Source organism: Prochlorococcus sp. MIT 1011, assembly GCF_047305235.1.
GTDB lineage: Bacteria > Cyanobacteriota > Cyanobacteriia > PCC-6307 > Cyanobiaceae > Prochlorococcus_B.
In genome coordinates this window covers 56,132-81,238 of sequence record NZ_CP138983.1, presented here as the reverse complement: position 1 = coordinate 81,238, position 25,107 = coordinate 56,132, and the positions used below count along the sequence as shown (strand labels likewise).

16 protein-coding genes and 1 tRNA gene are annotated in these 25,107 nt (G+C 32.8%); 7 read left to right on the top strand and 10 right to left on the bottom strand.

Annotated elements, in window-relative coordinates; genetic code table 11:
- Window positions 1-4 precede the first annotated feature (4 nt).
- Genes SIB75_RS00345 through secA form a run of 3 tightly spaced genes read right to left on the bottom strand, consistent with a single transcriptional unit; the run spans window position 5 to window position 4,997 of the window.
- Window positions 5-790 carry an ABC transporter permease gene (locus SIB75_RS00345; protein ID WP_413683492.1) on the bottom strand — a complete coding sequence of 262 codons (786 nt, stop codon included), beginning with the start codon at window positions 788-790 and terminating at the stop codon, window positions 5-7.
- On the bottom strand, window positions 777-2,144 hold the full coding sequence (locus SIB75_RS00340; protein ID WP_413683491.1) for an ABC transporter ATP-binding protein: 1,368 nt from the start codon (window positions 2,142-2,144) through the stop codon (window positions 777-779). The genes SIB75_RS00345 and SIB75_RS00340 overlap by 14 nt, the downstream gene beginning before the upstream one ends.
- Window positions 2,145-2,165: 21 nt before the next feature.
- On the bottom strand, window positions 2,166-4,997 hold the full coding sequence (gene secA / locus SIB75_RS00335) for a preprotein translocase subunit SecA (RefSeq protein ID WP_413683490.1): 2,832 nt from the start codon (window positions 4,995-4,997) through the stop codon (window positions 2,166-2,168).
- A gap of 194 nt (window positions 4,998-5,191) precedes the next feature.
- Here secA and gmd point away from each other — a divergent pair, with 194 nt between their 5' ends.
- From gmd to SIB75_RS00310, 5 genes are all read left to right on the top strand, one after another.
- Window positions 5,192-6,247, top strand: a complete 1,056-nt coding sequence (gene gmd, locus SIB75_RS00330; protein ID WP_413683489.1) for a GDP-mannose 4,6-dehydratase — start codon at window positions 5,192-5,194, stop codon at window positions 6,245-6,247.
- A 273-nt stretch (window positions 6,248-6,520) separates the two neighbouring features.
- A complete protein-coding gene (locus SIB75_RS00325) occupies window positions 6,521-6,706 on the top strand; it encodes a hypothetical protein (protein ID WP_413683488.1) in 186 nt (61 codons plus the stop codon).
- A gap of 101 nt (window positions 6,707-6,807) precedes the next feature.
- Window positions 6,808-7,563, top strand: coding sequence for a peptidylprolyl isomerase (locus SIB75_RS00320; protein WP_413683487.1), 756 nt, complete (start codon window positions 6,808-6,810; stop codon window positions 7,561-7,563).
- Window positions 7,560-10,523, top strand: a complete 2,964-nt coding sequence (locus SIB75_RS00315) for a peptidase domain-containing ABC transporter (protein WP_413683486.1) — start codon at window positions 7,560-7,562, stop codon at window positions 10,521-10,523. The genes SIB75_RS00320 and SIB75_RS00315 overlap by 4 nt, the downstream gene beginning before the upstream one ends.
- A gap of 1 nt (window position 10,524) precedes the next feature.
- Entirely contained in the window at window positions 10,525-11,616 is a 1,092-nt protein-coding gene (locus SIB75_RS00310; protein WP_413683485.1) for an HlyD family secretion protein, read from the top strand.
- Between the two features lie 291 nt (window positions 11,617-11,907).
- Here SIB75_RS00310 and SIB75_RS00305 read toward each other — a convergent pair whose 3' ends face one another.
- Window positions 11,908-15,126 (bottom strand): DUF4214 domain-containing protein, encoded by a 3,219-nt coding sequence (locus SIB75_RS00305; RefSeq protein ID WP_413683484.1) that lies wholly within the window; start codon window positions 15,124-15,126, stop codon window positions 11,908-11,910.
- A gap of 494 nt (window positions 15,127-15,620) precedes the next feature.
- Here SIB75_RS00305 and SIB75_RS00300 point away from each other — a divergent pair, with 494 nt between their 5' ends.
- Window positions 15,621-16,607, top strand: coding sequence for a GDP-mannose 4,6-dehydratase (locus tag SIB75_RS00300; protein WP_413683483.1), 987 nt, complete (start codon window positions 15,621-15,623; stop codon window positions 16,605-16,607).
- Here SIB75_RS00300 and SIB75_RS00295 read toward each other — a convergent pair.
- The gene (locus SIB75_RS00295; RefSeq protein WP_413683482.1) at window positions 16,600-20,289 is read right to left on the bottom strand and encodes a glycosyltransferase; all 3,690 of its coding nucleotides are present in this window, start codon (window positions 20,287-20,289) and stop codon (window positions 16,600-16,602) included. The genes SIB75_RS00300 and SIB75_RS00295 overlap by 8 nt on opposite strands.
- 2 nt (window positions 20,290-20,291) lie before the next feature.
- Window positions 20,292-21,503, bottom strand: coding sequence for a class I SAM-dependent methyltransferase (locus tag SIB75_RS00290; protein WP_413683481.1), 1,212 nt, complete (start codon window positions 21,501-21,503; stop codon window positions 20,292-20,294).
- Between the two features lie 238 nt (window positions 21,504-21,741).
- Here SIB75_RS00290 and SIB75_RS00285 point away from each other — a divergent pair, with 238 nt between their 5' ends.
- Window positions 21,742-22,206, top strand: coding sequence for a GNAT family N-acetyltransferase (locus SIB75_RS00285; RefSeq protein ID WP_413683480.1), 465 nt, complete (start codon window positions 21,742-21,744; stop codon window positions 22,204-22,206).
- A gap of 28 nt (window positions 22,207-22,234) precedes the next feature.
- On the opposite strand, the gene SIB75_RS00280 is transcribed toward SIB75_RS00285, so the two are convergent.
- The 4 genes from SIB75_RS00280 to psbZ form a co-directional block, all read right to left on the bottom strand.
- Window positions 22,235-23,704 (bottom strand): glycosyltransferase, encoded by a 1,470-nt coding sequence (locus SIB75_RS00280; RefSeq protein ID WP_413683479.1) that lies wholly within the window; start codon window positions 23,702-23,704, stop codon window positions 22,235-22,237.
- Between the two features lie 332 nt (window positions 23,705-24,036).
- Window positions 24,037-24,108: transfer RNA gene (locus tag SIB75_RS00275), tRNA-Gly, on the bottom strand.
- 79 nt (window positions 24,109-24,187) lie between these two features.
- Window positions 24,188-24,664: a 6,7-dimethyl-8-ribityllumazine synthase gene (ribH, locus tag SIB75_RS00270; RefSeq protein WP_413389362.1), complete on the bottom strand. Its 477-nt coding sequence runs from the start codon at window positions 24,662-24,664 to the stop codon at window positions 24,188-24,190.
- Window positions 24,665-24,772: 108 nt separating this feature from the next.
- Entirely contained in the window at window positions 24,773-25,036 is a 264-nt protein-coding gene (gene psbZ / locus SIB75_RS00265) for a photosystem II reaction center protein PsbZ (RefSeq protein ID WP_413683478.1), read from the bottom strand.
- Between the last annotated feature and the right edge of the window lie 71 nt (window positions 25,037-25,107).

Below are 25,107 nucleotides of genomic sequence, written 5' to 3'. Positions count from 1 at the left end.
ATTATTAAACCAAAAAAGGTATTTTCTTAGTTTGAAAGTGTAAAGCGATAAGAGAACAGGATAAACCAAAAATATTAATACTCAAGATTAATAATTGGCAATTAATATTAACACTTGAAGTTATCAAACTGTGGCGTAAAGAGTCTATCAATATATAGAAAAAATTAATATTAGTTATCCAATTTAAATCTCCCAAATTTTCTTTTCTATATAAAATTGGTGATATTAAAAAAATCAACTGTAAGACGATAGGAACTAATTGTGCAAAATCTGAAAAACGAAGACTGACCAAAGCAATAATTAAAGGGAGCCAAAATAAAAAAATAAATAGATTTAGAAATGGAATCCATGATGCAACGATCAGATTGTAGAAAAGAGACTTATCAAAAAATATAAGAACGACAAAAACTAATACAAATGATTGAAAAAAAGTTTGTATCTGAAAAGCCCATTCTTCAACTACATAAAATATTGGCTTAAGTTTTAAATTTTGAATATTAGATCTATTGTTAATAAAAAGTGTAGGAGCACTTGAGATTGAAGAACAAATTGAATTCCATACAACCAGACCAATACCAAGATAAATCAAATAAGATTTAAAGTCACTGACAGCAAAAACTGTTCCATAGACAATACCTAAAGTAGCTATTGAGAGTAAATTCGAAAATCCAAGCCAAAAGCTACCTAATGCTGTTCTCGCAAATCTAGCTCGTGTTCTTGATGTAGCTGTAAACCACCAAAGCTGCCTAGTCTCTAGCGAGAATTTAATATTATCTCTAAATATTTTCATAATAATCACTCGCATGATAATAATTTAATGCTTCATCTAGATGGCCGTCATAAACAATTGACCCATGATTAAATACAATTCCTCTAGTACAAAATTGTCTAAGTAATTCCTCTGAGTGACTAGCCAAAAAAAGTGTTCCTGCCGAATCAATAAAAGATTTAAGTCGCTTCTCTGCTCTTTCAAAAAACTCAGTATCTCCAGTTCCAAATCCCTCATCTATGGCTAAACAATCATGTTTACATGAGGTTAAAAGAGAGAAGATTAATCTAGCTGACATTCCCTCACTATAGGTTTTAATAGGCAAAGAGATATAATCGCCTAAACCTGAAAAATCTACAATCTCGCTAAGGTATTCCTGAAATCCATTAAAATTACTATTAATTAACAAATAGTGTGCCTTAGCAGCATCTATTCCACTTAATTCATTACTTGTTAAAAAACTTTTTTGAAGCATTGGATAAACATTAACACTAATTTTCATTTTCCCGGAAGTTAATGAATATATGCCTGAAATCAACTTTAAGAAAGTACTTTTTCCTGAACCATTATGACCAATTAATGCAACACGTTCTCCTTTGGTAAAAGTGACATTTAAATTTGATAAAGCCTGAACACTTGTTTGATTATTTTTTATTTTCAAACCACCGCCAGTCAAAGGAACTTTTATAGTATTTGCAAGTATCTTTGTAAATTTTTTATTATTAGAAAAAACTGGAATTGATAAAGATACTCCCTCTATTTCAATAACAGGTTTATGATTTGATGACTTTGAAAAAAAAATAATCGACTGAATAGTTTTTTTTACATCTATAAGATTAGATTTATGTTCCGAATTAATTTGACTGATAAACTCCACACCAACTGATAACGCATAGCCAGAAATCCAAGGATTCGTAGAAGAAGGTTGATATAAACCAACTCCATTAATTGTTGACTCTAATTCTTGAGAAAATAATTCAGCAGATTGCACCTTATTGTCTAAAGTTGATTTATCAATTATTTGCTGCTTATTTTCACTTTGACTTGATATTGATATTGATTCAATTAAATCACACGCTAAATCTGAAATATCATGAGAACCTGATTTGATTGATCTTAACCAATAACTTAATCCTGCGAAATCAACCTTTCTACTAAATAAATTTAGATAGAATTGATTTATCTGTAAATCTAAGGATTTACTATGTATTATAGATTTTTTATATTCCTCTTGGCTATATAAATGACATGCTATTTCTCTTAACTTAACCCCTTTACCAGCTTGCAAAAGCCAATATTGAATTCCTGGCGGATCAGCTGGTCTGCCAAAATAAGCAATATATAACTCTTGTAATTTTCTAGAATCAACTTCCATTACTTAGATAATTAGATTTCATCATCCAGTATTTTTTTTAGCTGGCTGAAACATAAACATTGAATAAATAACATTTCTTCTCATGTTAATCATCATCTCTAAAAACATATCATAACCCTCATTTTTATATTCAATTAAAGGATCTTTTTGTCCATAGCCTCTTAATCCAACTGACTCTCTCAATGAATCCATTGACTGTAAATGTTCTCTCCAAAGTGTATCTAATTGTTGAAGAATAAAAAATCTCTCGGCCTCTCTCATTATTCCTGGGTGAGTTTGCTCTACTTGAGCTTCTTTCATATCGTAAGCATTTCTTAGCTGCTCTTTTAAGAAATCTTGTAGTTCAAGTTTATTCAATCCAAGCAAATCATCAGGTTTAAGTTCATCTAATAAATAAATAAATTCTTTGACTTTTAAAACCAACTTATCTAAATCCCACTCTTCAGGTGGCAAGTCTTCATTAACATATGCTTCAACTATTTCCTCCATCGTTCTTTGTCCATAACCAATAACTTGCAGCTTTAACTCCGTTCCATCTAAGACCCTTCTTCTTTCTAAATATACTGCTCTTCTCTGATTATTCATTACTTCATCATATTCAAATATTTGTTTCCTAATATCATAATAATATGTTTCTACTTTCTTTTGAGCTCCTTCTAAAGAACGAGTAAGCATTCCAGATTCTATAGGCATATCTTCTTCCACCCGAAAAGCATTCATAAGACCTGCGACTCTATCTCCACCAAAAATGCGAAGCAGGTTATCTTCTAACGATAAAAAGAAACGAGTACTTCCAAGATCTCCTTGTCGACCAGCTCTACCTCTTAATTGATTATCAACTCTTCTTGACTCATGACGCTCAGTTCCAATTACATGAAGTCCCCCAGCCTCACGAACTTTGGTTTCCTCATGGCTCAATACCTCTTCATATTCATTTTTAATTAATTGAATAGCAACTCGTAATTCCTCAATATTTTTATCTTGAGTAGGTGTCTTTTCAGCCGCAGTAGCAATATAATCGTCTAATTCAATAAAGCTCAACGAACGATCACCCCATACCTTTACTAAATTTGAGGCTAATGAAACAAGCCTTTGTTCAGTTTCTTCAGTAAGTGAGACAGGGAAAATATTTTGCAAAGAAGCAGATTGTATTTTTTTGCTAGTCATAGGATCCTCATTTTTATCTTCTTTAAATCCGACTGAAGGTGAATTTCGTTGAAGGGGTATCGGAGGCTTATGACCTTCTTCAGGTTTGACTAATCGAGTGCTTAAAATTTCCCTAATTTTCAATCTGGCCATATAGTCACTATTACCACCAAGAATAATATCTGTTCCTCTTCCAGCCATATTAGTGGCAATGGTGACAGCACCTGAGCGTCCAGCTTGTGCCACTATTTCCGCTTCTCGCTCAACATTTTCTGGTTTTGCATTCAATAAATTGTGAGGTATTTGCTGCTCTGACAAAAGAGTACTTAAAAGCTCACTCTTCTCAACGCTTGTAGTACCTACAAGCACTGGTCTTCCTTGTCTATGAATTTCAGCTGTTTCTTTTGCGACTGCTCTCCATTTCCCTGATTCAGTTTTAAAAACTTGATCCACCCAATCTTCCCTTGCAATTTGTCGATTAGTTGGAATAACAGTTGTCTCTATTTTATAAGTTTTTTCAAATTCAACTTCTTCAGTTTTTGCCGTTCCTGTCATGCCAGATAGTCTTGGATAGAGAAGGAAGAAATTTTGATATGTAATCGAAGCTAAAGTCTGGGTCTCAGGCTGAATAGGGAGATTCTCTTTGGCTTCAATTGCTTGATGTTGACCGTCGCTCCAGCGTCTTCCAGGCATTACCCTCCCTGTAAATTCATCGACTATGACTGCCTCCTCATCCCTAACAATATAGTTCACATCTTTCGTGAAAAGCTCTTTTGCCTTTAATGCATTTGTTACGTAGTGAGCCCAGGGATCTTTCGGATCAAATAAATCTTTAACCTTCAAAAGCTCTTCTGCTTTAGCGAAACCTTCATCAGTGAGTATGCAACTTCTTTGTTTCTCATCTACCTCGTAATCACCCTCAGGATCAATACCATCTTTACTCATTTCCTTGGCTCTCACTAATTTCTCTACAACTGCCGAGGCTTTTTGATATTTCTCTTGAGGTCTTTCCACTTGACCTGAAATAATTAATGGTGTTCTGGCTTCGTCAATAAGAATCGAATCAACCTCATCAATAACGCAAAAGTTAAAATCTCTTTGAACAATCTCAGATTTATCAGCTGCCATATTGTCACGTAAATAATCAAATCCCAACTCAGAGTTCGTGGCATAGGTTATGTCACATTCATAATTCTTTTTTCTTTCTTTAGGCGACATTGATTGTTGAACCAACCCAACACTGAGACCAAGAAAACGATGAACTTGACCCATCCATTCAGCATCTCTTCTGGCTAGATAATCATTCACAGTGACCACATGAACTCCTTTGCCTGCCAAAGCATTTAAATAACTTGGCAAAGTAGCGACGAGTGTTTTACCTTCGCCAGTTTTCATTTCTGCTATTTGGCCCTCATGCAAAACCATCCCTCCTATAAGCTGGACATCAAAATGCCTCATACCTAAGACACGTTTAGAAGCTTCTCGAACTACCGCAAAAGCCTCTGGTAAAAGTTGATCAAGGATTTCAAGTTGAGATTTAAAACTTTTAACTTGTTCTATCTTTTGTCTAAATTCTGTAGTCTTTCTTCTGAGCTCATCATCGGTTAAACCAACTAAATCTTCCTCAAAAACATTTATATCCGTAACCAAGGGATAAAAAGATTTTATTTTTCTCTTATTTGGATCGCCTAATAATTTGCCTAGCATCAAATCAAACTTAATTACTAATATATTAACTTGTAAGATTGATAAATGAGAGTTTATATTTTAATAATATAATATTATTGATAATCTTAATAAAGATGAAAAATAAAGCTTAAAGCAATTAATGAAAAAGAAAAGTTATTTATAAATACAAATGCAATGATACAATAGAATAAAAAACTTTAGGAGAGCAAAGGGTGGGTAAAACGAAAACTGCTTTGATTACTGGTATCACTGGTCAAGATGGAAGTTACCTTGCTGAATTATTAATAAATAAAGGATATGAAGTGCACGGAATTATAAGGAGAACTAGCCAAGTGAATACTCAACTAATTAAAAATTTAATAAATAATAAATCAAAGAAAGAACTTACTTTACATTATGGTGATTTGACAGACAGTATAAATATCCTACGAATAATTAAAGAAGTTGAACCTAATGAAATTTACAATTTAGGAGCTCAAAGTCATGTAAAAGTTAGTTTTGAATCACCAGAATATACGGCTCAAACAGATGCTTTAGGACCACTCAGAATCCTTGAAGCAGTTAGGATCTTAGGCCTTGTTGAAAAAACAAAAATATACCAAGCAAGCAGTTCAGAGCTTTATGGCCTCGTTCAGGAATCGCCGCAATCTGAATCAACGCCTTTTTACCCAAGAAGTCCCTATGGGGTTGCAAAATTATACGCATATTGGATAACTATTAATTACAGAGAGTCTTATGGAATGTTTGCATGCAATGGAATTTTATTTAATCATGAATCCCCACGGAGAGGGGAAACATTCGTTACCAGAAAAATCACTAGGGGGCTAACAAGAATTGATTCTGGAATTCAAGAATATTTAACAATAGGTAATCTTGATTCTTTACGAGACTGGGGACATGCAAAAGATTATGTAGAAATGCAATGGAGAATGCTTCAACAAAAGGAGCCTCAGGATTATGTTATTGCCACAGGCAAACAATGTTCAGTAAAAAAATTTATTGAAATTTGTGCAATCAAATTAGGCTGGGGAGGTATAAATTGGGAAGGTGAAGGCATACACGAGATAGGCAAAAGAAGAGATAATGGAAAATTAGTAATCAAAGTAGATGCATCACTATTCAGACCGGCAGAAGTTGAAACATTGCTTGGTAATGCTAAAAAAGCATACTCCAAACTTGGCTGGGAACCTACCTATGACATTAATGATTTAGTATCAGAAATGATAGAAAGTGATCTCAAGATGGCTATGAAAGAAAGTAGTTTATAAAAGAATTATTCCAAATTTTTATTCTATCAATTACAGTGGTAAACGTAATCAATAGTGCATTGAAGTTCTAACAAAAGATTTATCAGGTAAGTAAAACCGAGAAAGAGTATCAATGGGAATAGGACGACCATGATGAGAAATGAAAATAATTTTTTATACTTAAAGAAGAGTTTTTTGAATATAAAACAGTTATCGATACAAAGATATTTTAAGTATTCAATAAAATACAAGTATGGAATAGTGTATGATGGGTAATAATACTAGAAAGAAAAAATGGCCAACGTAACTATTGACGGGAAAGATTACAACCTAGATGATTTAAGTGAAAAAGCAAAGGAGCAACTAGCAAGTTTACAATTTGTACAAAATGAATTACAAAAACTTGAAGCGCAAAAAAACGTTTTAAGAACTGCATCAGCTGCATATTCTATGGCTCTGAAAAATGAACTCAATAGCTAAAATGAATAAATCCTTTTTTTATATACCATGTAACTTCAAACTAAAATAATTATCAATTAATTTTTTGGTTTTTCTAAAACATGTGATTTCCAAATCAATCAATGAAAGCTCTAGAACTTTTTCCTAATAAATGCATAAAATTATTACACAAGAATAATTTACTTAAGCCACTTATTAGATCTGAACTTATAAATAATTTATTATCAGATATTCATATTCAAACTAAAATAAAAGAAAAAATTATAGCAGATTTTTGTGAAAGATTAAATATAACTGATGACGCAAATTTAAACATGTGGTTAGCAGAGAATAAACTAGATAAATCTAGCTTTGAAACACTAGCATTAACCAAAATTCGTTTAAAAGAATATTGTAAACTTAATTTCGAACATCAAGTGGAAAGCAGATTCCTTGAAAGAAAAAACGAGTTAGATATAGTTGTTTATAGCATAATCAGAGTTAAAGATTTTTTCTTAGCGAGAGAGATTTTTTTCAGAATCCAAGAAAAAGAAGCAAGCTTTGGAGATATGGCCGCTAAGCATTCCGAAGGAATAGAAAATAAAACCAGAGGATTAATAGGCCCTGCCCCATTAGGCAGAGCACATCCAAGGCTTGTAGAATTAATAAAACAATCGAAAATTGGAGAAATCAATTCACCTATTCAAATTGATGAATTCAATATAGTTTTAAGATTAGAATATTATGAGCCAGCCAAGCTAGATAGTTTTATGAAAGAAAAATTGAGTGAGGAGTTATTCAATAAATGGATTGACAAGGAAACCGATATCGTAAATAACAATCTCTTAAAAAAAATATTAGTTAATAATCCTGAATCAAATCTAATACAAATATCATGAGTAAAAAAATCAATATTAATTTGAAATCAATAGAAGCTTTTAAACTTATAAGTGATTCTAGTATAGAAAAAATTGAGAATGAATCAAATTTACTACGATATAAAACTGGATACCCAATATGTAATAAAAAAGATCTTATTCCAAATACAGTTCTTATTCTCCTAAGTGGAGAAGCAAGGCTTTTATATGGAACAACTTTTAAATCGCAAACAATAACGAAATTAAGTTCAGACTCTTTTATTGGTCTTGCTCCTTTATTACGAGCAAAAGGATGTGAATTAATTACCGCGAGTAATGATGTATTAGGTTTGGCTATTCCTGATAGCTTAATTTTATATTTATATAAAAAAGAAAAAGAATTTAGAAATTGGTGTAATAATAATTTTCTTCCATCAGAATTATTAGAATTAGCTATTCATCTAAGTAAAGAATCTGATAATTCTGACATTGTAGATAATATTAAAAAAAATTTTAATGAACTATTAATGAATGTCAAATTAAATATATTTGATAATGGCGAAAAAATTACTAAAAGAGAAGATTATATTTATTTTGCTGGTAGTGCCAATATAGATAAAAAAGCAATCGGCGATATCATCCAAAATAATGAAATAATTATCACAAATGGTCCTCTTCCAGCAAGGGTTTTTTCACTAAACAAAAAACTTTATTATAAATTAGTAAGCAATAAAAATGATTCTAAATTAGTTAAAACGAATGTTAATACTAATACAGAGAATGAACTAAACATAAAAACTGGTCCTGATATGTTTGACATTAGTACTGAAGAGCTAGGTAATTACAATCCAAAAAAAGAATTTAAAATAATTAAAGCCAGTGGTGCTTTGAGAGAGTCTTTGGCTTGTCTGCAAATGATAGCAACAGAAATGAAACTACCCTACAGAGTAGATTCAATAGAAAAAATTCTTCGAGACACAATTAAAAGAGGTAAAAAACCAACCATTCATCTTCTTGGAGGAATAACTTCCTCAATGGGCTTACATTCATCTACGGCTAAAGTAGCTCCACGAATGGCAGACAGACTTCCAGCTCCCGCAATAATTACTTGGAAAGAAAGTTTTGCTGTTATAAAAGAAAGTCATTCAAATAAATTAGAATTAGTGTCTCCAGTCGAAGGATTAATTCAATTAAATTCTGATCAATTTGAAGAAAGTTTTGAGAAAGGATACATTGAATTGCTATTAGTTGAAAAACATGAACAAACGCCAGAAATAAAGTTTGGACTCCAATGGTTATTGCCAGCAATCAATCGCTATCGCAACGTTCTTTTACAAGTTTTCTTAGCATCGTTCGTAGTGCAACTATTTGGTTTAGCCAATCCATTAATGATTCAAGTAATCATTGATAAAGTTATTAGTCAAAGAAGTCTAGATACACTGCAAATATTAGGATTAGCACTAGTAGTAGTTACTATTCTTGGAGGAATACTGAGTAGTCTCAGAACATTTTTATTTAATGAAACAACAAATAGAATTGATACTAGATTAGGCGCTGAGGTTATTGATCACTTACTACGTTTACCTTTAGGTTATTTTGATAGAAGGCCAGTAGGTGAATTAGGAAGCAGGATAGCTGAATTAGAAAAAATCAGAAATTTCCTTACTGGACAAGCTTTATCTACAATATTAGATGCAATATTCTCTCTTATCTATATAGTAGTAATGGTAATTTATAGTTGGTTGTTAACATTAATTGCTCTGGGAGTTGTACCTATACAAATCATGATAACTATAATTGGAACACCCTTAATCAGAAGACAAATTAGAGATGTGGCACAGGAAAACGCCGTTACTCAAAGCCACTTAGTTGAAGTTTTAACAGGTATTCAAACTGTAAAAGCCCAAAACATTGAAAGAGTAAGTAGATGGAAATGGCAAGAATTGTATTCAACTTATGTTGCAAAGTCATTTCAAAAAACTATTACTGGAACTGCTCTAGGAGAGACAAGTCAAGTCTTACAACAGTTATCTCAACTACTAGTACTATGGGTAGGAGCAACTTTAGTACTTAATGGTCAGTTAAGTTTAGGTCAATTGATTGCTTTCAGAATTATATCTGGATATGTAACGCAGCCATTATTGAGATTAAGCACTATTTGGCAAAACGTACAAGAGCTTCGTGTTTCATTTGAAAGGCTTTCAGATATTGTCGATACCCCTGAAGAAACTTCTCTAGCAGATCAAGCAAAGATTCCATTACCAAGTATTGACGGATCAGTTGAATTCGAAGACGTATGTTTTAAGTTTTCTCCTGGACAACCTGATATTTTGAAGAAAGTATCTTTAAGCATTAAGCAAGGTCAATTTGTAGGAATAGTTGGTCAAAGTGGAAGCGGTAAAAGTACTTTAATGAAATTACTTCCACGGTTATATAAACCTAATTCTGGCAGAATCAAAATAGATGAATATGACATAGATAAAGTGGAATTGTATTCTTTGAGAAGACAAATTGGAATCGTGCCTCAAGAACCTTTACTTTTTGCTGGAACAATAAATGAAAACATTGCACTAACTGATCCCGAAGCGGCAAGTGACGATATTGTGAAAGTCTCCAAAATTGCAAGTGCCCATGATTTCATAATGGAATTAGAAGATGGATATAGCACTAATGTTGGTGAACGAGGCGCAGGTTTATCAGGGGGCCAAAAACAAAGAATAGCGATTGCAAGAACACTATTGAGTAACCCAAAACTTCTAATTATGGATGAAGCTACAAGTGCACTAGATTATGAAACTGAACGAAAAGTATGTGAAGGTTTAAAAGATTCATGCAAAAACTCTACGGTATTTTTTATCACTCATAGGCTAAGTACAGTAAGGAAAGCAGATCTAATCGTAATGCTTCATCAAGGTTCGATTGTCGAAACTGGAACCCATGACGAATTGATGAATTTAAAAGGTAGATATTTTGCCCTTTATCGTCAACAGGAGTCTACTTAAAATGAAAATAAGAAAAAAAGAGCAATTTTTAAAATCATTAAAGGACATAAAAAGCTCAATCAAGTTGAAATCAAAAACATTAAGTAAAACGCTAAATACTTTAAAAATTGAAAAAATTAACCAAATAAAATTAAAACCTGTTGAATTTATTCAATCCTTACAAGATAAAATAGATAAAGGATTGAGCAATGATGTAAATCTAGTTTTTTTAAAACAATCAAAATTTTGGGCAAGTTCAATAACCTGGGTTTTAATGGGAAGTACCGCCTTTTCTCTTGGGTGGTTAGCTATTGCAAAAACAGACGAAGTTGCAATAGCTACAGGTAAATTAGAACCAAAGGGGGGAGTGTTTGAGGTACAAATGCCTTTGGAAGGAATTGCGAGAGAATTACTTATAAAAGAAGGAGATGTTGTAAAAAAAGGACAAATTCTTATTCATCTTGATACTGAAATTACAGAAGCAAAAAATGCGGCCTTACAAAAAAGTCTAATTTTCAATGAAGAAATAACAAAAAGATTAGAGCTTCTTGTCAATGAAGGTGCCGTATCAGAATTACAATATATGCAACAACTTGATAAAGTTGAACAGCTTAAAAGTGAAATAAAGACAAATTTAGTCACTCTAAAATATCAAGAGATAACATCTCCAATAGACGGGGTAGTTTTTGAACTTCAACCCAAAGGTCCAGGTTATGTAGCACGAAGCAGCCAACCAGTGATGAAAATAGTTCCTATGAACAACTTAATTGCGAAAATAGAAATTGATAATCGCACAATAGGTTTTGTAAGTGAAGGTAAAGATGCAGATATAAGTATCGATTCTTTTCCCGCAAGCGACTTTGGAATTATTAAAGGTAAGGTAAAAAGTATCGGTTCTGATGCATTAACTCCAATTCCATCACAAGGAAAGGGTTTTCGTTTCCCTGCAAAAATTGAATTAGAAACCCAGTTTTTAGAACTTAAGTCAGGCAAAAAACTCCCACTTCAAGCTGGTATGAGCCTATCAGCTAATATTAAACTTAGAAGAGTTACTTATTTACAATTACTTTTCAATAAATTTAGTGATAAAGCAAATTCATTAAAATCAATATGAGAATCAGCTCATAAAAAAATATGAATCATCCATTCACATATCAGTTAGAGAAATAAAATCCATTGAATTAGTTAACAAAAAAAGAACAGATACTCTCAAAATATTTATCAAGAGTCCTCAATATATTAAATAAACATTAGAGAAATTAAAAAAGAGTTTGAATGATGTCTATGCAAAAAATACAAAGACACCAAAAATAAATATTAGAAAAAAGATAATAAGCAAAAAAAAAGGCCCCGTATTAACGGGGCTTTTTTTAGCGGAATTAAAACCTTTGTAAAAGTCTTAGTTTTAAGAAGCAGTAACGCAGAAGTTATCACTATGCCAATCATCGATATCCAATGATGCAACAGTCGCAACTTTAGTTGTTGTGATTGTTCCATTTGCAGCGGAGGATGCAAAGAAGACATGCTGAGTCGTACTTGCATCACTAGATGAGGCAGTAACGAATACAGCTTTACCGCTTCCAGACATATCTAAGTTGCCGTACTCACCACCTGCAGCCAATGCAGCATCAAGTCCAGCAGCTGTAGTTATGTCTTGCCCACCAGTTATATCAACCAATAGGTTAACGTTACTCGTTACATCAGTCGAACTTGCAGTGTTAGCTGTTCTAGCAGCAGTCATAGCTGAGGCATCTAAGAAAGCATCGGGCTTTAGAACATCACCACTTGCGCCTTGTTCGAAGTTAGTAATTGAATCAACACCATTGTTTGCTGCTGTAGATCCCATCACAATTGTGTAGTCAGTTTCCTTTGCTGTGTCTCCTGTATCCAAAGTGATTGTGTCGGTTCCTTTTCCACCTGTAATCAGGTTTGCTGTTGAAGCAGCATCTGTATATGCTGCACTCAACGTGATCGTGTCATCTCCATCTCCTGCAGTTACAACAACTGCTCCATCCTGACCAGCGTGAGTTTTTACTGTAACTGTGTCGTTTCCTTTACCACTAATAACTGTGATAACAGTATCTGCACCGTCTGTAGCCTCTTCAACTGTAATCTTATCGGCGTTATCAGAACCAGTTAGGTCAATGGTATTTGCAGCAGAGGCACCAGCAGCAGTGTCTTTAATGTCCATCTCAACTGAGTTTGAACCAGTTAATTGAGATGCATCAACAACAACCACCTCAGTTGCAGCAGCTGATGCAAGCGCTTTAGCAGAAATCTTCAACTGATTGCCAGAGATAGCTGTAGCTAATGAGTTAGCCCAACCACCTAAAGTTACTGTAAAATCACCTGCGATAGCACCTGTAAATCCAAGGGTCTCCACATTTGACATTCCATTGAGTGTTGTATCATCGAATGTCAAAGCAGTACCTGAAGCCGTCGTATTACTGAAGTTAACTACGTCAACGCCAGCTCCAGCATCAATTGTTGCTGCAGCCAACTGAGCTATTGTTCCTTGATAAGTATCTATACCGCCTCCAGCATTTACTGTTACTGAACCACCAGATCCAACTGTTCCTACTGTCAATGTGTCTGAAACTGCCGAACCTGTAACTGTCAGGTCACCTGTTTGACCACCTGTAGTAACAACAGCTCCACCAGTGATAGCTGATGCATCAAGAGTAGTAACTTTTACTGCGTTAGATGAGATGTCAACGGCTGCAGATTTCGTACCCTTAACGTTGATTGTCTTCAAGTCTCCTGCAGAAGTAAATGAAACCGCAGCTCTATCAGAATCTGCTGTTGTTAAAGCGTCACCTGAGTTTGCTGTGAAATTCAGAGTCTCAAAACCAGTAACTGTCGCAGTTGTGAAATCAGTAGCAGATGCAGCAGTTGCGTGCTTTGAAGTTATTGAAAGTACATCAGATGAACCAGTTGCATCTTTAAGTGAGAATGTTCCACCCGCATGATTAGCACCTTCAATGGTGATGTTTCCAGCAAGTGCTGCTGTCATATTTGTCAAGTTAGCGTTAGTAACTTTTGCAGCATCAATTGTTGAAGCTAGATACTGAGTATCTGTATCTACGCCAGCAGCTACTTGAATAACGTCAAAGTTCGTATATCTGTCAGCTTCATCAGCGGTATTGACATGAGCTGCGTCTGCAACAACTAGAATATCTTCGCCTGCTCCTGCATTAGCAGCAAATTTATCAGTAGTAGCAGTAAAACCACCTAATCCAGTTGTGAAAACATCAGCAGCTGATCCAAGTGTGATTACTGCAGATTTATTATTTGAGCCAGGACCAGTCATTGTGATAGCACCTGTGGCATCACCAGCTGCAACTGTAGTAATGGTGTCACCAAGAGTGCCTATATCTACAGCTCCAGCACCAGTGATATTCAAAGTTGCTTTTGCACCTGTAGTAACTAGTTCACCTGTCGTAAATTTGACAGCTGCATCAAGATTAATTGTCGTTGCAGCTGCTAAATCTAAATCATCAAGAGTTGAGGCAGTACCAGTAGCATTTACATTAATTGTAGTTAGCTTTGCACCTGTTACGGCTACATCCTCATCATTGTCACCACTACCAGCAGCAGCAGCAACTTTATTTAGCCCTAGTGTTATTGCAGTATCTGTAGCAGCAGCCGCAATAACGATTCCAGTACCAGAAACTGTAATATTTTCAAGTCCTACAGATGTAACGGTAATAGGAACGGTATATGTAGCCGCACCATCACCTCTAATGAAATTAGCTGTTGTGATACTTGCCTGATCTGAAGTAAGTGTGAAAGCAACATCTTCATCGTAGACATTTAAAGTCTCTACATTTTTTACTGTTGGAATAGCAGCGACAGTTCCGTCAGAGTAAATGTTGAATGTATCTGTTCCAGCTCCACCATCAATTGTGTCAGCGACAGAAGTAACTTCTTTAGAATCAGTTCCTCCAGCAGCGCTGTTATCTGCATTGAATGTGTCATTACCAGCAGTACCAGTAAAATCTGATCCTGTATCAATAGCTGTAGTTAGAGCGAAGGTCTTAGCTCCAGCAACTACAGATGGATCACCATTACTGACGATTTTATTAACGCTAGCGGTAACGCCTGCAGCAGTATGAGCAGTGTCCTTATCAATTCCTGATAGATAAGTAACTCCTTCAGTGATATTTACCCCAGATGCCCAAGGGCTTGTTGACTCAGCTTGATAAGCAAGAATCGCAGCAGTGCTTCCTTTTACTTCTGCAGTGTAAGCAACAGCTGCGTTGGTTCTGTTAGTTAAAGCTGTTTTGTCATCTGAACTACCATCATTATTTTTTGCCGCCCAAATTAAGTGAGTAGCAATTTCAGCAACTTTAAGGACGCCTAAATTGATCTGCTGAGTCCAGTACGTTAAACCTGTTACATCAGCTTCTCTATCAAAAAGGTTTTTGTAGATCTGATTAACTTGAGCTTCTACTGATTTGCTGCCGTATGCATCTTTGAATTCGGCTTGTGCATACATGTCAGCAGCGAACGCAGCTGTGGTGATCCCTTGTTCAGTCCAGTAATCAAGACCTGTAGGATCAGCAGCGCGCCCGAAGTATGCAACGTAGAGCTCTTGGAGTTCAGTGCTAGTCGCGTTGGCCATGGGGGAAAAGTTTAAGTGCTTTGCTAGGGATCACCGCATTGAATAATGCGGTTATCTGCTTGGCAGGCCAATATACAGGCTTGCAGTACAGAATCTTGCGGAACTATAACCTCTCCTATTCATAAGACAATGGTTTTAAGGGATTAATAAAAGGGAATCCAAACAAAATCCGTAATTCTCAAAAGAATCAGTTTATTTGCGTTCTTTATTATTTAACGATGCAAAAAAGTTACAAAGGATAGGTAAAAATGCTTTTGCCACTTAGTTTTTCAGGCTTTGAACTCAAATCAAAAATCAAGTCTTAATCAAAAAAAAGATCGATTTCTCATTTTGATAATTCAACCATTTTCATCCATAAAGTATCCAGATAACAAAGTGCACACCTTCTTCAATATCAGTCGAAAAAGGGGTTTTGCAATGAAAATGATGGCCAATTATTCTTAAAAATACAAAATTTGCCATCCGTTTATGAATGACCAAAAGTGGACAAATCAATGCAAAATAGAATTACAAGAGTTAGATCCTTGCCTCATCAAAAAAAAGTTTTGGTCTTTGGAAGCGGCGGTCAAGATGGATCGCTCCTATGCAATTCATTGATAAAGAAAAATAATTCTGTAATTGGTGTGAGAAGAAGCTCAACAAAATTTGCTAAAAACCATTATGTACTTGGAATACAGAACGATTTAGAAACAAAAGAATGTAATTTAATGGATTTCCAAAATTTACGTCAACTAATAGCAACCGAAAATCCAAATGAAATATATAATTTAGCAGCTCAATCTTCAGTGGGGAAATCGTTTACGAACCCCAGAGAAACAATTGAAAGTATTGCGAATGGAACATTAAATATATTAGAAGCTTGTAGACAAATAAAATATGAAGGTAAATTATTCTTTGCTGGAAGTAGTGAAATTTTCGGTAATACAGAAATAGCAGCAGGTATAAACCATCAGCAGAGCCCTATTAGTCCATATGCAATTGCCAAACAAACAAGTTTTAATCTAGTTAAAGTTTATAGAGAACTTCACAATTTAAAATGTCAGACTGGAATTTTATTTAATCATGAATCACCATTAAGAGATAAAAATTTCATAACAATGAAAATAATAGCAGGAGCAATTGAATGTTACAAGAATAGGAATCATAAAGTAAAATTAGGTAATTTAAATATCCATAGAGATTGGGGCTGGGCAGAAGAATATGTGGAGGCAATTCAGTTAATGACTATGGGGAATAACAACACAGATCAGATCATCTGCTCAGGAAGATTAACAAGTCTAATTGAATTTATATCGATGACTTTTGAAAAACTAGATCTTAATTATCAAGATCATATTATTATTAGTTCTGAAAATATAAGAAAATCAGATATATTTAAAAGTTTTGGTGATCCAAAACCCTTCTATGACCAATTCCAATGGAAAGCAAAATTAACAATAAGCGAGATAATTGATAATCTAATTGAAGAGCAGCTCAAGTAGAAAAAGACTTATTAATCTCTAGACTCTTTATTAGAAGAGAAATCCTATTACCTAACTTAGAAAAACTACGCTGATGGATTAATTTTTCTCTCTCTTGAAATAAGTCAAAACGCCGCGGCTTTTCAAACCAACTATAAATACCATCAGCAATCTCTTGGCTGGTGAAGCCTGGCATAAAATCAACTAAATCTTTAACATCATCAAATATTTGCAAAGGTGTAACAAGGACAGGTTGAAGTGATGATAAACCAGTTCTCACGGAGGCACTGGAAGATTCATTAGAAAATTGATAAGGAAAGACAATTAATTCATAATTTGACAACCTACTTATTATTTCTGCATCGCTGTAGTAGTTCGTATCAATATTAACTAATTGAGTAAGTTCTAAATTGAAGATTTCATTTACAAGATCATCATAATAAGAATTATAATTTTCACTATAAGAGGCACAATAAATAGTGAGTTTGATGTCTATAGATTGTTTTTTCAATAAATCTATAGACCTAATAAGTTCCTTATAACCTTTATTAGGTAAACAAAATCCAAAAGAGGCAATAGATCGAATTTGCTTAATATCATTTGAATAATTTTTTTTCAAAATTTTATTTTCTATTTCTAAATGTTGAGAACTAGAACCTAAAATACCATGAGGGAATAAAAATACATTATCAACCAATCCTAAATTTTTTAATCTATTTAAATCATTTATAGTATGAATGATTAATCTATCACATCTCTTTAAAGCAGAAGTTAATAAACGAAGTTCTTTTTCTTTATTACCAATCGGATCTTGAGTTGAGTGAAGAAAAACTATTATATTTATATCATTATTCTTAACTTCATTGATAAAATTAGAAAAAGTTTCAAATTGAAAAAAACCATAATTAAATTGAATTACTAAAGTGGTTATATTTAACTTGCGGATTAGATTAATTACTTGGTCAAAACTATCGTTATCAAGTGAATCTAGCTTCCAGGATTTGTGTAAACTCTGATTTTGATGGGCAACATCAATATCATTAGTAGATTTTATTTCATGAGACGGATAAAAGACCTCAATTTCTTCTTTCATACTCTCAATCAAATGACGTGAATAAGATGCAATGCCACATCTAGAGAACCAAGTTGAAATCCAAGCTACTTTTGAATAATAATTATCTTTAGTGCTCACCAAATGTTTAACGAATGTTTTATTTTCAAATGCGACCTTATCCCATGTAAATGAATTAATTGTTCCTTTCGCATTAGTGGTTTTAGTAGAGATTTCTTTTTCAGTAGCAGAATAAACAAGTTTAATTTTATCAATTAAATCTTGAGTAGAAGGTTCCACATAGTAAGAATAGTCAAGATCAAAGTGAGACTTAGAATTAGCAAATTTAAAATCAACTAGCCAACTATTAGTTTCATCACAAAAATCTCTTTGGCCGCCCCAAGCTGTAGTGATAACAGGTAAACCTAGAAGCATGGCTTCGGCAATCGGCAATCCGAATCCTTCACCCCTGCTAGGAGCAACAAAAACATTGGACTGCAAATACAAAGATTTCAATTGAGCTAAATTCAAATCATCTTTAATAATTTTCACATCAGGAAAATGTGTATTATTTTTTTTAAGTTCTTTTATCTGTTGCTCAATATTATTATGCGGATTATCAAAAGTTTTAATAATCAAAGAAACATCATCATTTTCGTTGAAAACTGTTGAATAAGATTTCAATAGTATATCAACTCCTTTTCTTGGGAAACAAGAAGATATATGTAAAATTTTATATGATTTAGAATTAATATTAAAGTTATAATCAACCTGAATATGTTTAATGTGGTCTACTCCTAAACCACAAACCTTAATTGGTATATGCACTCCATTATCTATTAAAATCTTTTTTACAAATTTAGACATGACTGTTATTCCTTGAAGGTTAGAGTTGAAATCTTGCACCCATTGCTGTGGAAACTCAGACTCCTCCCATCCATATGCATGTAATAAATTAATAGTTGCTTTGACATCATTTACTCTTGGGGGATAGAGATTTCTAGTACAAATAAAAAACTGATCGTTACCTTTAATGGCTCTCTGATAAAGTTTATTAATAGTTGAATTTTTGTCTAAAAAATTAGAATCTGGCTCATAATCACCTGGTCCATCAGTACAAAGAAGAGAGACATCTTCGCCTAATTTGTCTAAAGATAAAGCATAATTCCGATTTAAAATTGCTAAACTATAAGTTGAATCAAATGGACCTTCGATTCGCCATGATAAGCTTTCATAATTTTTTAATTTTCTAGATATTTCTATTTTTTTTGATTGATTATTAATAATTGCTATTGCTGAAGCCAAAGATTTTAAATAGTTTACATTAGATATTTTTCTAACTTTGACTAATGGACTTTGAACAACATTTTTTATTAAAATTTTATACTTAATATCTAATAAATCATTGAAATCACAATATTTTTCTTTACCAGAGTTAGATTTGTTTGCTATTACTTCTTTTAGGGCATCTATAGTTTTTCTTGTCGTTTGTTGCCATGAAAAATATTTGATTCTTTCACTAGAATTAGAACACAGAGCTTTATAAAAATTATGATCTGTTAGACTTTTATAAATTAAAGACGATATGTCTTGTGCATTATAAGGATCAAAAAGAAATCTTTGATCACTAATAATTTCGGGCATACTGGTAAGATTAGATGCAATAACAGGCGCACCACAATTCATTGCTTCTAAAATAGGTAGTCCAAACCCCTCATACAATGAGGGGAAAATAAACAATTGGCAGTTACGATATAAATCAGCTAATTCGATATCAGTTACAAAGCCGAGAAAAACAACATATTCAGGAGGTAAGCCAAAGTTAGTTATCCATTCTTTAATTAAAATTATTTCTTCCTCTGTATAGGGTCCTGTTAAAACTAATTTATGTTTAAATATAAGATTAATAGGGAGTAATGCATAAGCTTCAATTAATCGGAATAAGTTTTTCCTGGGATCCGTAGCACCAGAGTACAACAAAAAACGTCCTAACAATTTCTTATCAATTCTCGGATTTGATGATATTGACGAAAAAATTTTATTATTACATGCTGAAGAAATATTATAGATTAATTTATTATTTATATTTAAATACTTAGAAGCATCCCTTAATGAAGATTGTGAAATAGCAAGTAGTCCATCCAAGCTTGATAATTCTTTAATCTTATTCAAATAATAAAGTTTAAATTCAGGATCAATATTTAAATATTTATCACATTGAATTAGTGGAATTAAATCGTATAGGATTGAAACAATAGGAGGCAAATCAAAACCCTTATTATGACTAACTAAAGTATTATCCCTAAACCCATCAAAAAAACTTGTAATTAATATAATATCTGCATTAATTAGCGACAAGGCATAACTTCTAAGTTGAATTGACACCCAATGCTTTGAATACCTCCCAACATAAGTTCCATTCACATCTCCTATTATTGGACATTCAAAGAACGTCAAAGTTAAATTTATATTATTTAGTTCATCCTCGAAGTCATATCTCAGATCAGTCAATGCCGAATTAGTAAATAAGATATATTCATTCTGGGGATAATACTGTATCAGTTCTTTTGTAAATTGCAAACAATATCTACCTATACCTCTTTTACGATTCCCCTCTCTTTGCAAGCCCTGTAAATCAATTATAATTTTCATAATTAAGAATATTTATTTAAATCATTAAAAATAGTCTGAGCATCCTCAGATTTATCAAAATATATCTCTAGTTTTTTATCATTCTTCAAAACCATTTCCAAATCTTCTTTTAAATGTTTACTTTTTCTAGAGAATTTATGTTGATAAATTCGAACACCATATTTATCAAGAATCCTCTCAATATATCTAAGAAAAAAGAATAATGATTTTATTTTATATAATTTTCTTATTGAAAGTTTATAAAAATTACTATTATAAAAGTATCGACAAATGCTTATCAATTTATTTTTGAATCTACTATTAAAATAAATAATTTTTCTTTTTATTTTTTGAATTTTACTCCTCATAGTAGATAAATAGCTGTTTTCATGAAGTGTTATAAGCTTTTGTACTTGCCTTTCTAACTCTAAAATCCTTTTTCGCATTAAAAAAATGGCTTCGTCGTAATGCGCATAGCGATTACTTGAATAATTATCAAAATCAATTGCTGCATCTAAAGTTGTTATCCCCAACCTCATATCTCTTTTCAAAAGGTTACTATCATTAAAAATTGCATTATCTAAAATATTAGACTTTGAAGCTATTAATACAAGATCTTGCGCCACCCCATTAAATACCCTTGTTAATTTATCATGGTCCGAGTTTTGTAATGGTCCTCCATTGATAAAATAATATTTTAATTTAGTAAAACCACTTCTTTTGATCATGAAAGCCAACAAATCAGGATGAATTGGATTTATATGAGTAGGGTCTATATGAAAAGATTTGGTCGCGACCAAAAGATTATCTATACTGGGTGTTTCTAAAATAAGTAAACCATCAGACTTTAAAATTCTTCTAGATTTTTTAATAAGTTCTTTAATATTTGAATGATTCATATGCTCAATAACATGAAAAGCACTAACTATAGAAAAACTATTTTCTGAAAATTTATCTAATAGGAATAGTGCATCTCCCTGTTTAATATTTAAGTTTAATTTCCTAGAATGATTTACCATTTTGGGATCTAACTCTATTCCAATAGAGTTAAACCCGATTTCATTACATTTCTGTATCCATTCACCTCTGCCAGAACCAATATCTAAAAGAGATGGATTCTTATCTATATTTAAAATATAATCTAACAATCCATCATAATTAGAATGAACTTGCATTATTTGTTCTCGACTACCACGAAAATTATTTTCGAATTCTAAATAAAAGTCTGAATCCATAATCAGTAATAAATTCAGTTTTAAAATCTAACAATCATAATAGTTGATGATCTTCAATTAAAATTTTATAAAAAAAAGATTATATACGCATACTACTATTCAAAGGATCGCGATTCGATTTATCACTTTGCTAATAATTAAACATTCTCAATCATTGTACTATTATTAGAAATACAAGTATTAATTCTTGTAGAGCTAGAATTCAAGCATTAGGAGGCTTCTAATAATTGTGATGAAGATGAAGGGGATATCGCTAGTTAAACATGCCCCAACAGCACCTGGACTCCGTCTGTTAGGCATTGGCCCTAGGTTGAAACCTACTAATGGCTTACTTAAACTTCAATCATTTCTCAATGAGAACGCTTTTTGGGCTAAAGGTAGAAATAAGCAACAGCTATGCCAAATGCTCTTCAACAGCACAGTTGTAGTGAGCCTTTGGCATCGCAATCAACTAATAGGATTTGGAAGAGCAACGAGTGATCTTGTATTTAGGGCTGTGTTGTGGGATGTAGTTGTTGCTTCAGATCGTCAAGGCCTAGGGTTTGGGAAGCTAATAATAGAGGCTATCTTGACAAATAAAAAAATTCAATCTGTTGAAAGAATCTACCTACTGACTACTAACAGTTCCGAGTTTTATAAACAATTCGGATTTAAGTTAAATAATAAGCAATCATTACTCATAATTAATAAAAACGAGTATTAATGATTATAGTTAATTAATTCTATATTCTCTAAGTAACCAAATCTAAAATACTTGTTTCGAAAGTCTCTTTAAGGCCCTTAAAACAAGAGTTAAAATTCAAAATGCGATCTTTAATTTCTTCTTCCATACATAAATCTAAAGTATTTAATTGGTTAAATTCATAAATCCATTTATCAACATTAGAAAGGTCAAGTAAGCGAAAATCATGATTTTCTCTAACAAGACTTGCAATCTCTCGATGAGAAGGTAGATCACTTGCTAAAACTCTAACGCCCAAAGATGCAGCATCCAAAACCGGTATACCAAAACCTTCAACGCAAGACGGAGAGGCAAAAGCGTGAGCATTCAAAAATAGCCATGCCTTTTCTGTTTCGTCTACATAGTCTAACAATTTTATCCGCGAGTCACTTTCACATATTCTCTTGATATCTAAGCCATATTTATCATCATGTATTTTACCAGCAACACATAAATCAAAACCTTTACTAGCTATTTCACTACTTTGGAATATATTTACTAAAAAATGTAGATTTTTTCTTGGAACAACAGAAGAATTAAATAAAATATATTTCTTACTTATACCCCTTAAATTTTTTACTTTACTAGCTAATTCCAACTTATTTATATTTAATGAAGGCATTGGATAAATTATATTGTTCTCATGATTTGAACAAGGTTTTTCAAGAAGAAGACATATTTTTTCTCTAGAAGCCTTGGAAATAAAACAATTTTTAGTTTTCATTGCATCTTTCAAGCGATTATAAAAGCCAAAAGGGTGATCAGGATGTTTAGAGAAAGAAAGAGGTATGAAATCCATAATAAGCTGTATACAACTGTCACTATGTTTAGTATTAGATTTCACATCAATACACAGCGGACATGATGTAATTAATAAGTCTATATTTAACTTTCTAAAATCAATTGTTGGAGCTTTAAAGAGAAATCTTTTACTTCTTAAAGCGCTATAATTATATATATCTTTAATAGATAAAAAACCTGATACCTTAGAAAGATAATCTACTCGTTCTTGGCCAAAATAAGGAGTATTCTCAAAGTTAGACAGATGAATTAATCTTCCTGAAAATCTGCCTCTTCTGAGATAAAATCTAAATATAGAGAATAATAACTCAATGATTATTTGCGATTCGTTTTTAAAATGTATAAGCTTATTCACTAACTTTACAATTAAATCTTCATCAAGATCATAATTTTTTTTCTTTTTTGTTTTTTTCATTCGATTGGATGGATCACAAAATTGATCAAGAATGTCCGCACAGTCAACTTCTCTTACTGATTGCTTACTCATTGATAATTTCATTAACGGATTCAAGCGTCTACCATAAAATCCTGTTAACAAATAAACTTCTGCCCCTAGATCAGACAAAGTACTTATTAAACCTTTTGATAAATATGCAATTCCACGATGCTCAGCCTGCTCAAGATCAACAGCTGTTATTGCGATTCGCATTTGGGAGAGAGGCTTTTCTTTTGAGTACATAGAATCAGCCAATTAAATACCCATGAACAATTTGTTTGATTATATTATTTACCATGCGCAATTTATCATTAATTAACTGGAATCCTCAACTTGAAAAGACTCTAGCAAAAGCACAAATAAAATAGATGTTTTAATAAACATAAGGAGCAAATAAGAGAAAAATTTTATAATTTCAACATTAATAGTAAATACTTATCATCTATTTGTGATAATTGGTTCAATCACTCTGATTGTATATATATAAATTTAAGTAAAGATATCCAGTAATAAGTAATATTAACCTATCTTAAATGATCTCAATTTAGATCAAAATCGTAATTAATTAAACAGAAAGCGGATGAAGAGATTCGAACTCTCGACATTCTCCTTGGCAAGGAGATGCTCTACCACTGAGCTACATCCGCATAAGATCCAATAATATGGTACCAATTAATATGCCCTGGTTTAAAGAAGTTATTTAATTGAGTTTTTCAATTAACAGAATCAACTGACTGCTTTCATCAAAGAGCCCATCTCAAGTGCCTGTAAAGCATAACTCCATCCTAAATTATTCTTAATCCCTGCTCTCTCTAAAGCCTGCTGCATCGTGTCTGTTGTTAAAACTCCAAATACGATTGGGATTCCTGTTTCTCTAGAAACAGTTGCAATTCCTTTACTAGCCTCTGCAACAACAACATCAAAATGTGGAGTATCACCTCTAATAACTGCTCCCAAGGTAATAACCACATCATATTTACCAGTTCTGGCAAGTTTTTGAGAAATAATAGGTAACTCAAAAGAACCTGGAACCCATGCAATATCTAATTGGTTGCTTGACTGAGATACGTCAATGCCATGCCTAGATAAACAATCAAGACAACCGCTTAAAAGTTTATTCGTAATTAAATCATTAAAACGAGCAATAACTATTGCAACGCTTAATGAAGATGAATTTTCAAAGGTACCTTCAATTGTTGCCATCTTGTTGGCCTTAAATACTTATTAACAGTAACCTCTTGAGAGTAACTTTAAAACATTTATACAAAATAACTCTAAATGTATGCAATTTTTTATTGCCAGAATTACTCACTAAACACTCATTTGATGTGTAATGTACTCGCCTACCAATGCCTGTAGGAGAACCAAATGGAACCAGACACCTGCAAGTATTTCTATCTTTTTAATATTTGGATTTCTATTATCCTCTGGATTGGTTTGAGTCATATAGAAAACAGGAACTCCTATCACCAAAAGCAATGAAGAGAATAAAAGTGCGTTCGCGACGATGGAATTAATAGCCAGCATGAGGAAGAAAGCTGAAGAAAATTGCTCAATATCAAATAATTCTCCCATGTAAATGTGATTTGATGAACTAGGTCTTAATATTTGTAGTGAGGCTTCACATGCAAAATTAAATAATTCTT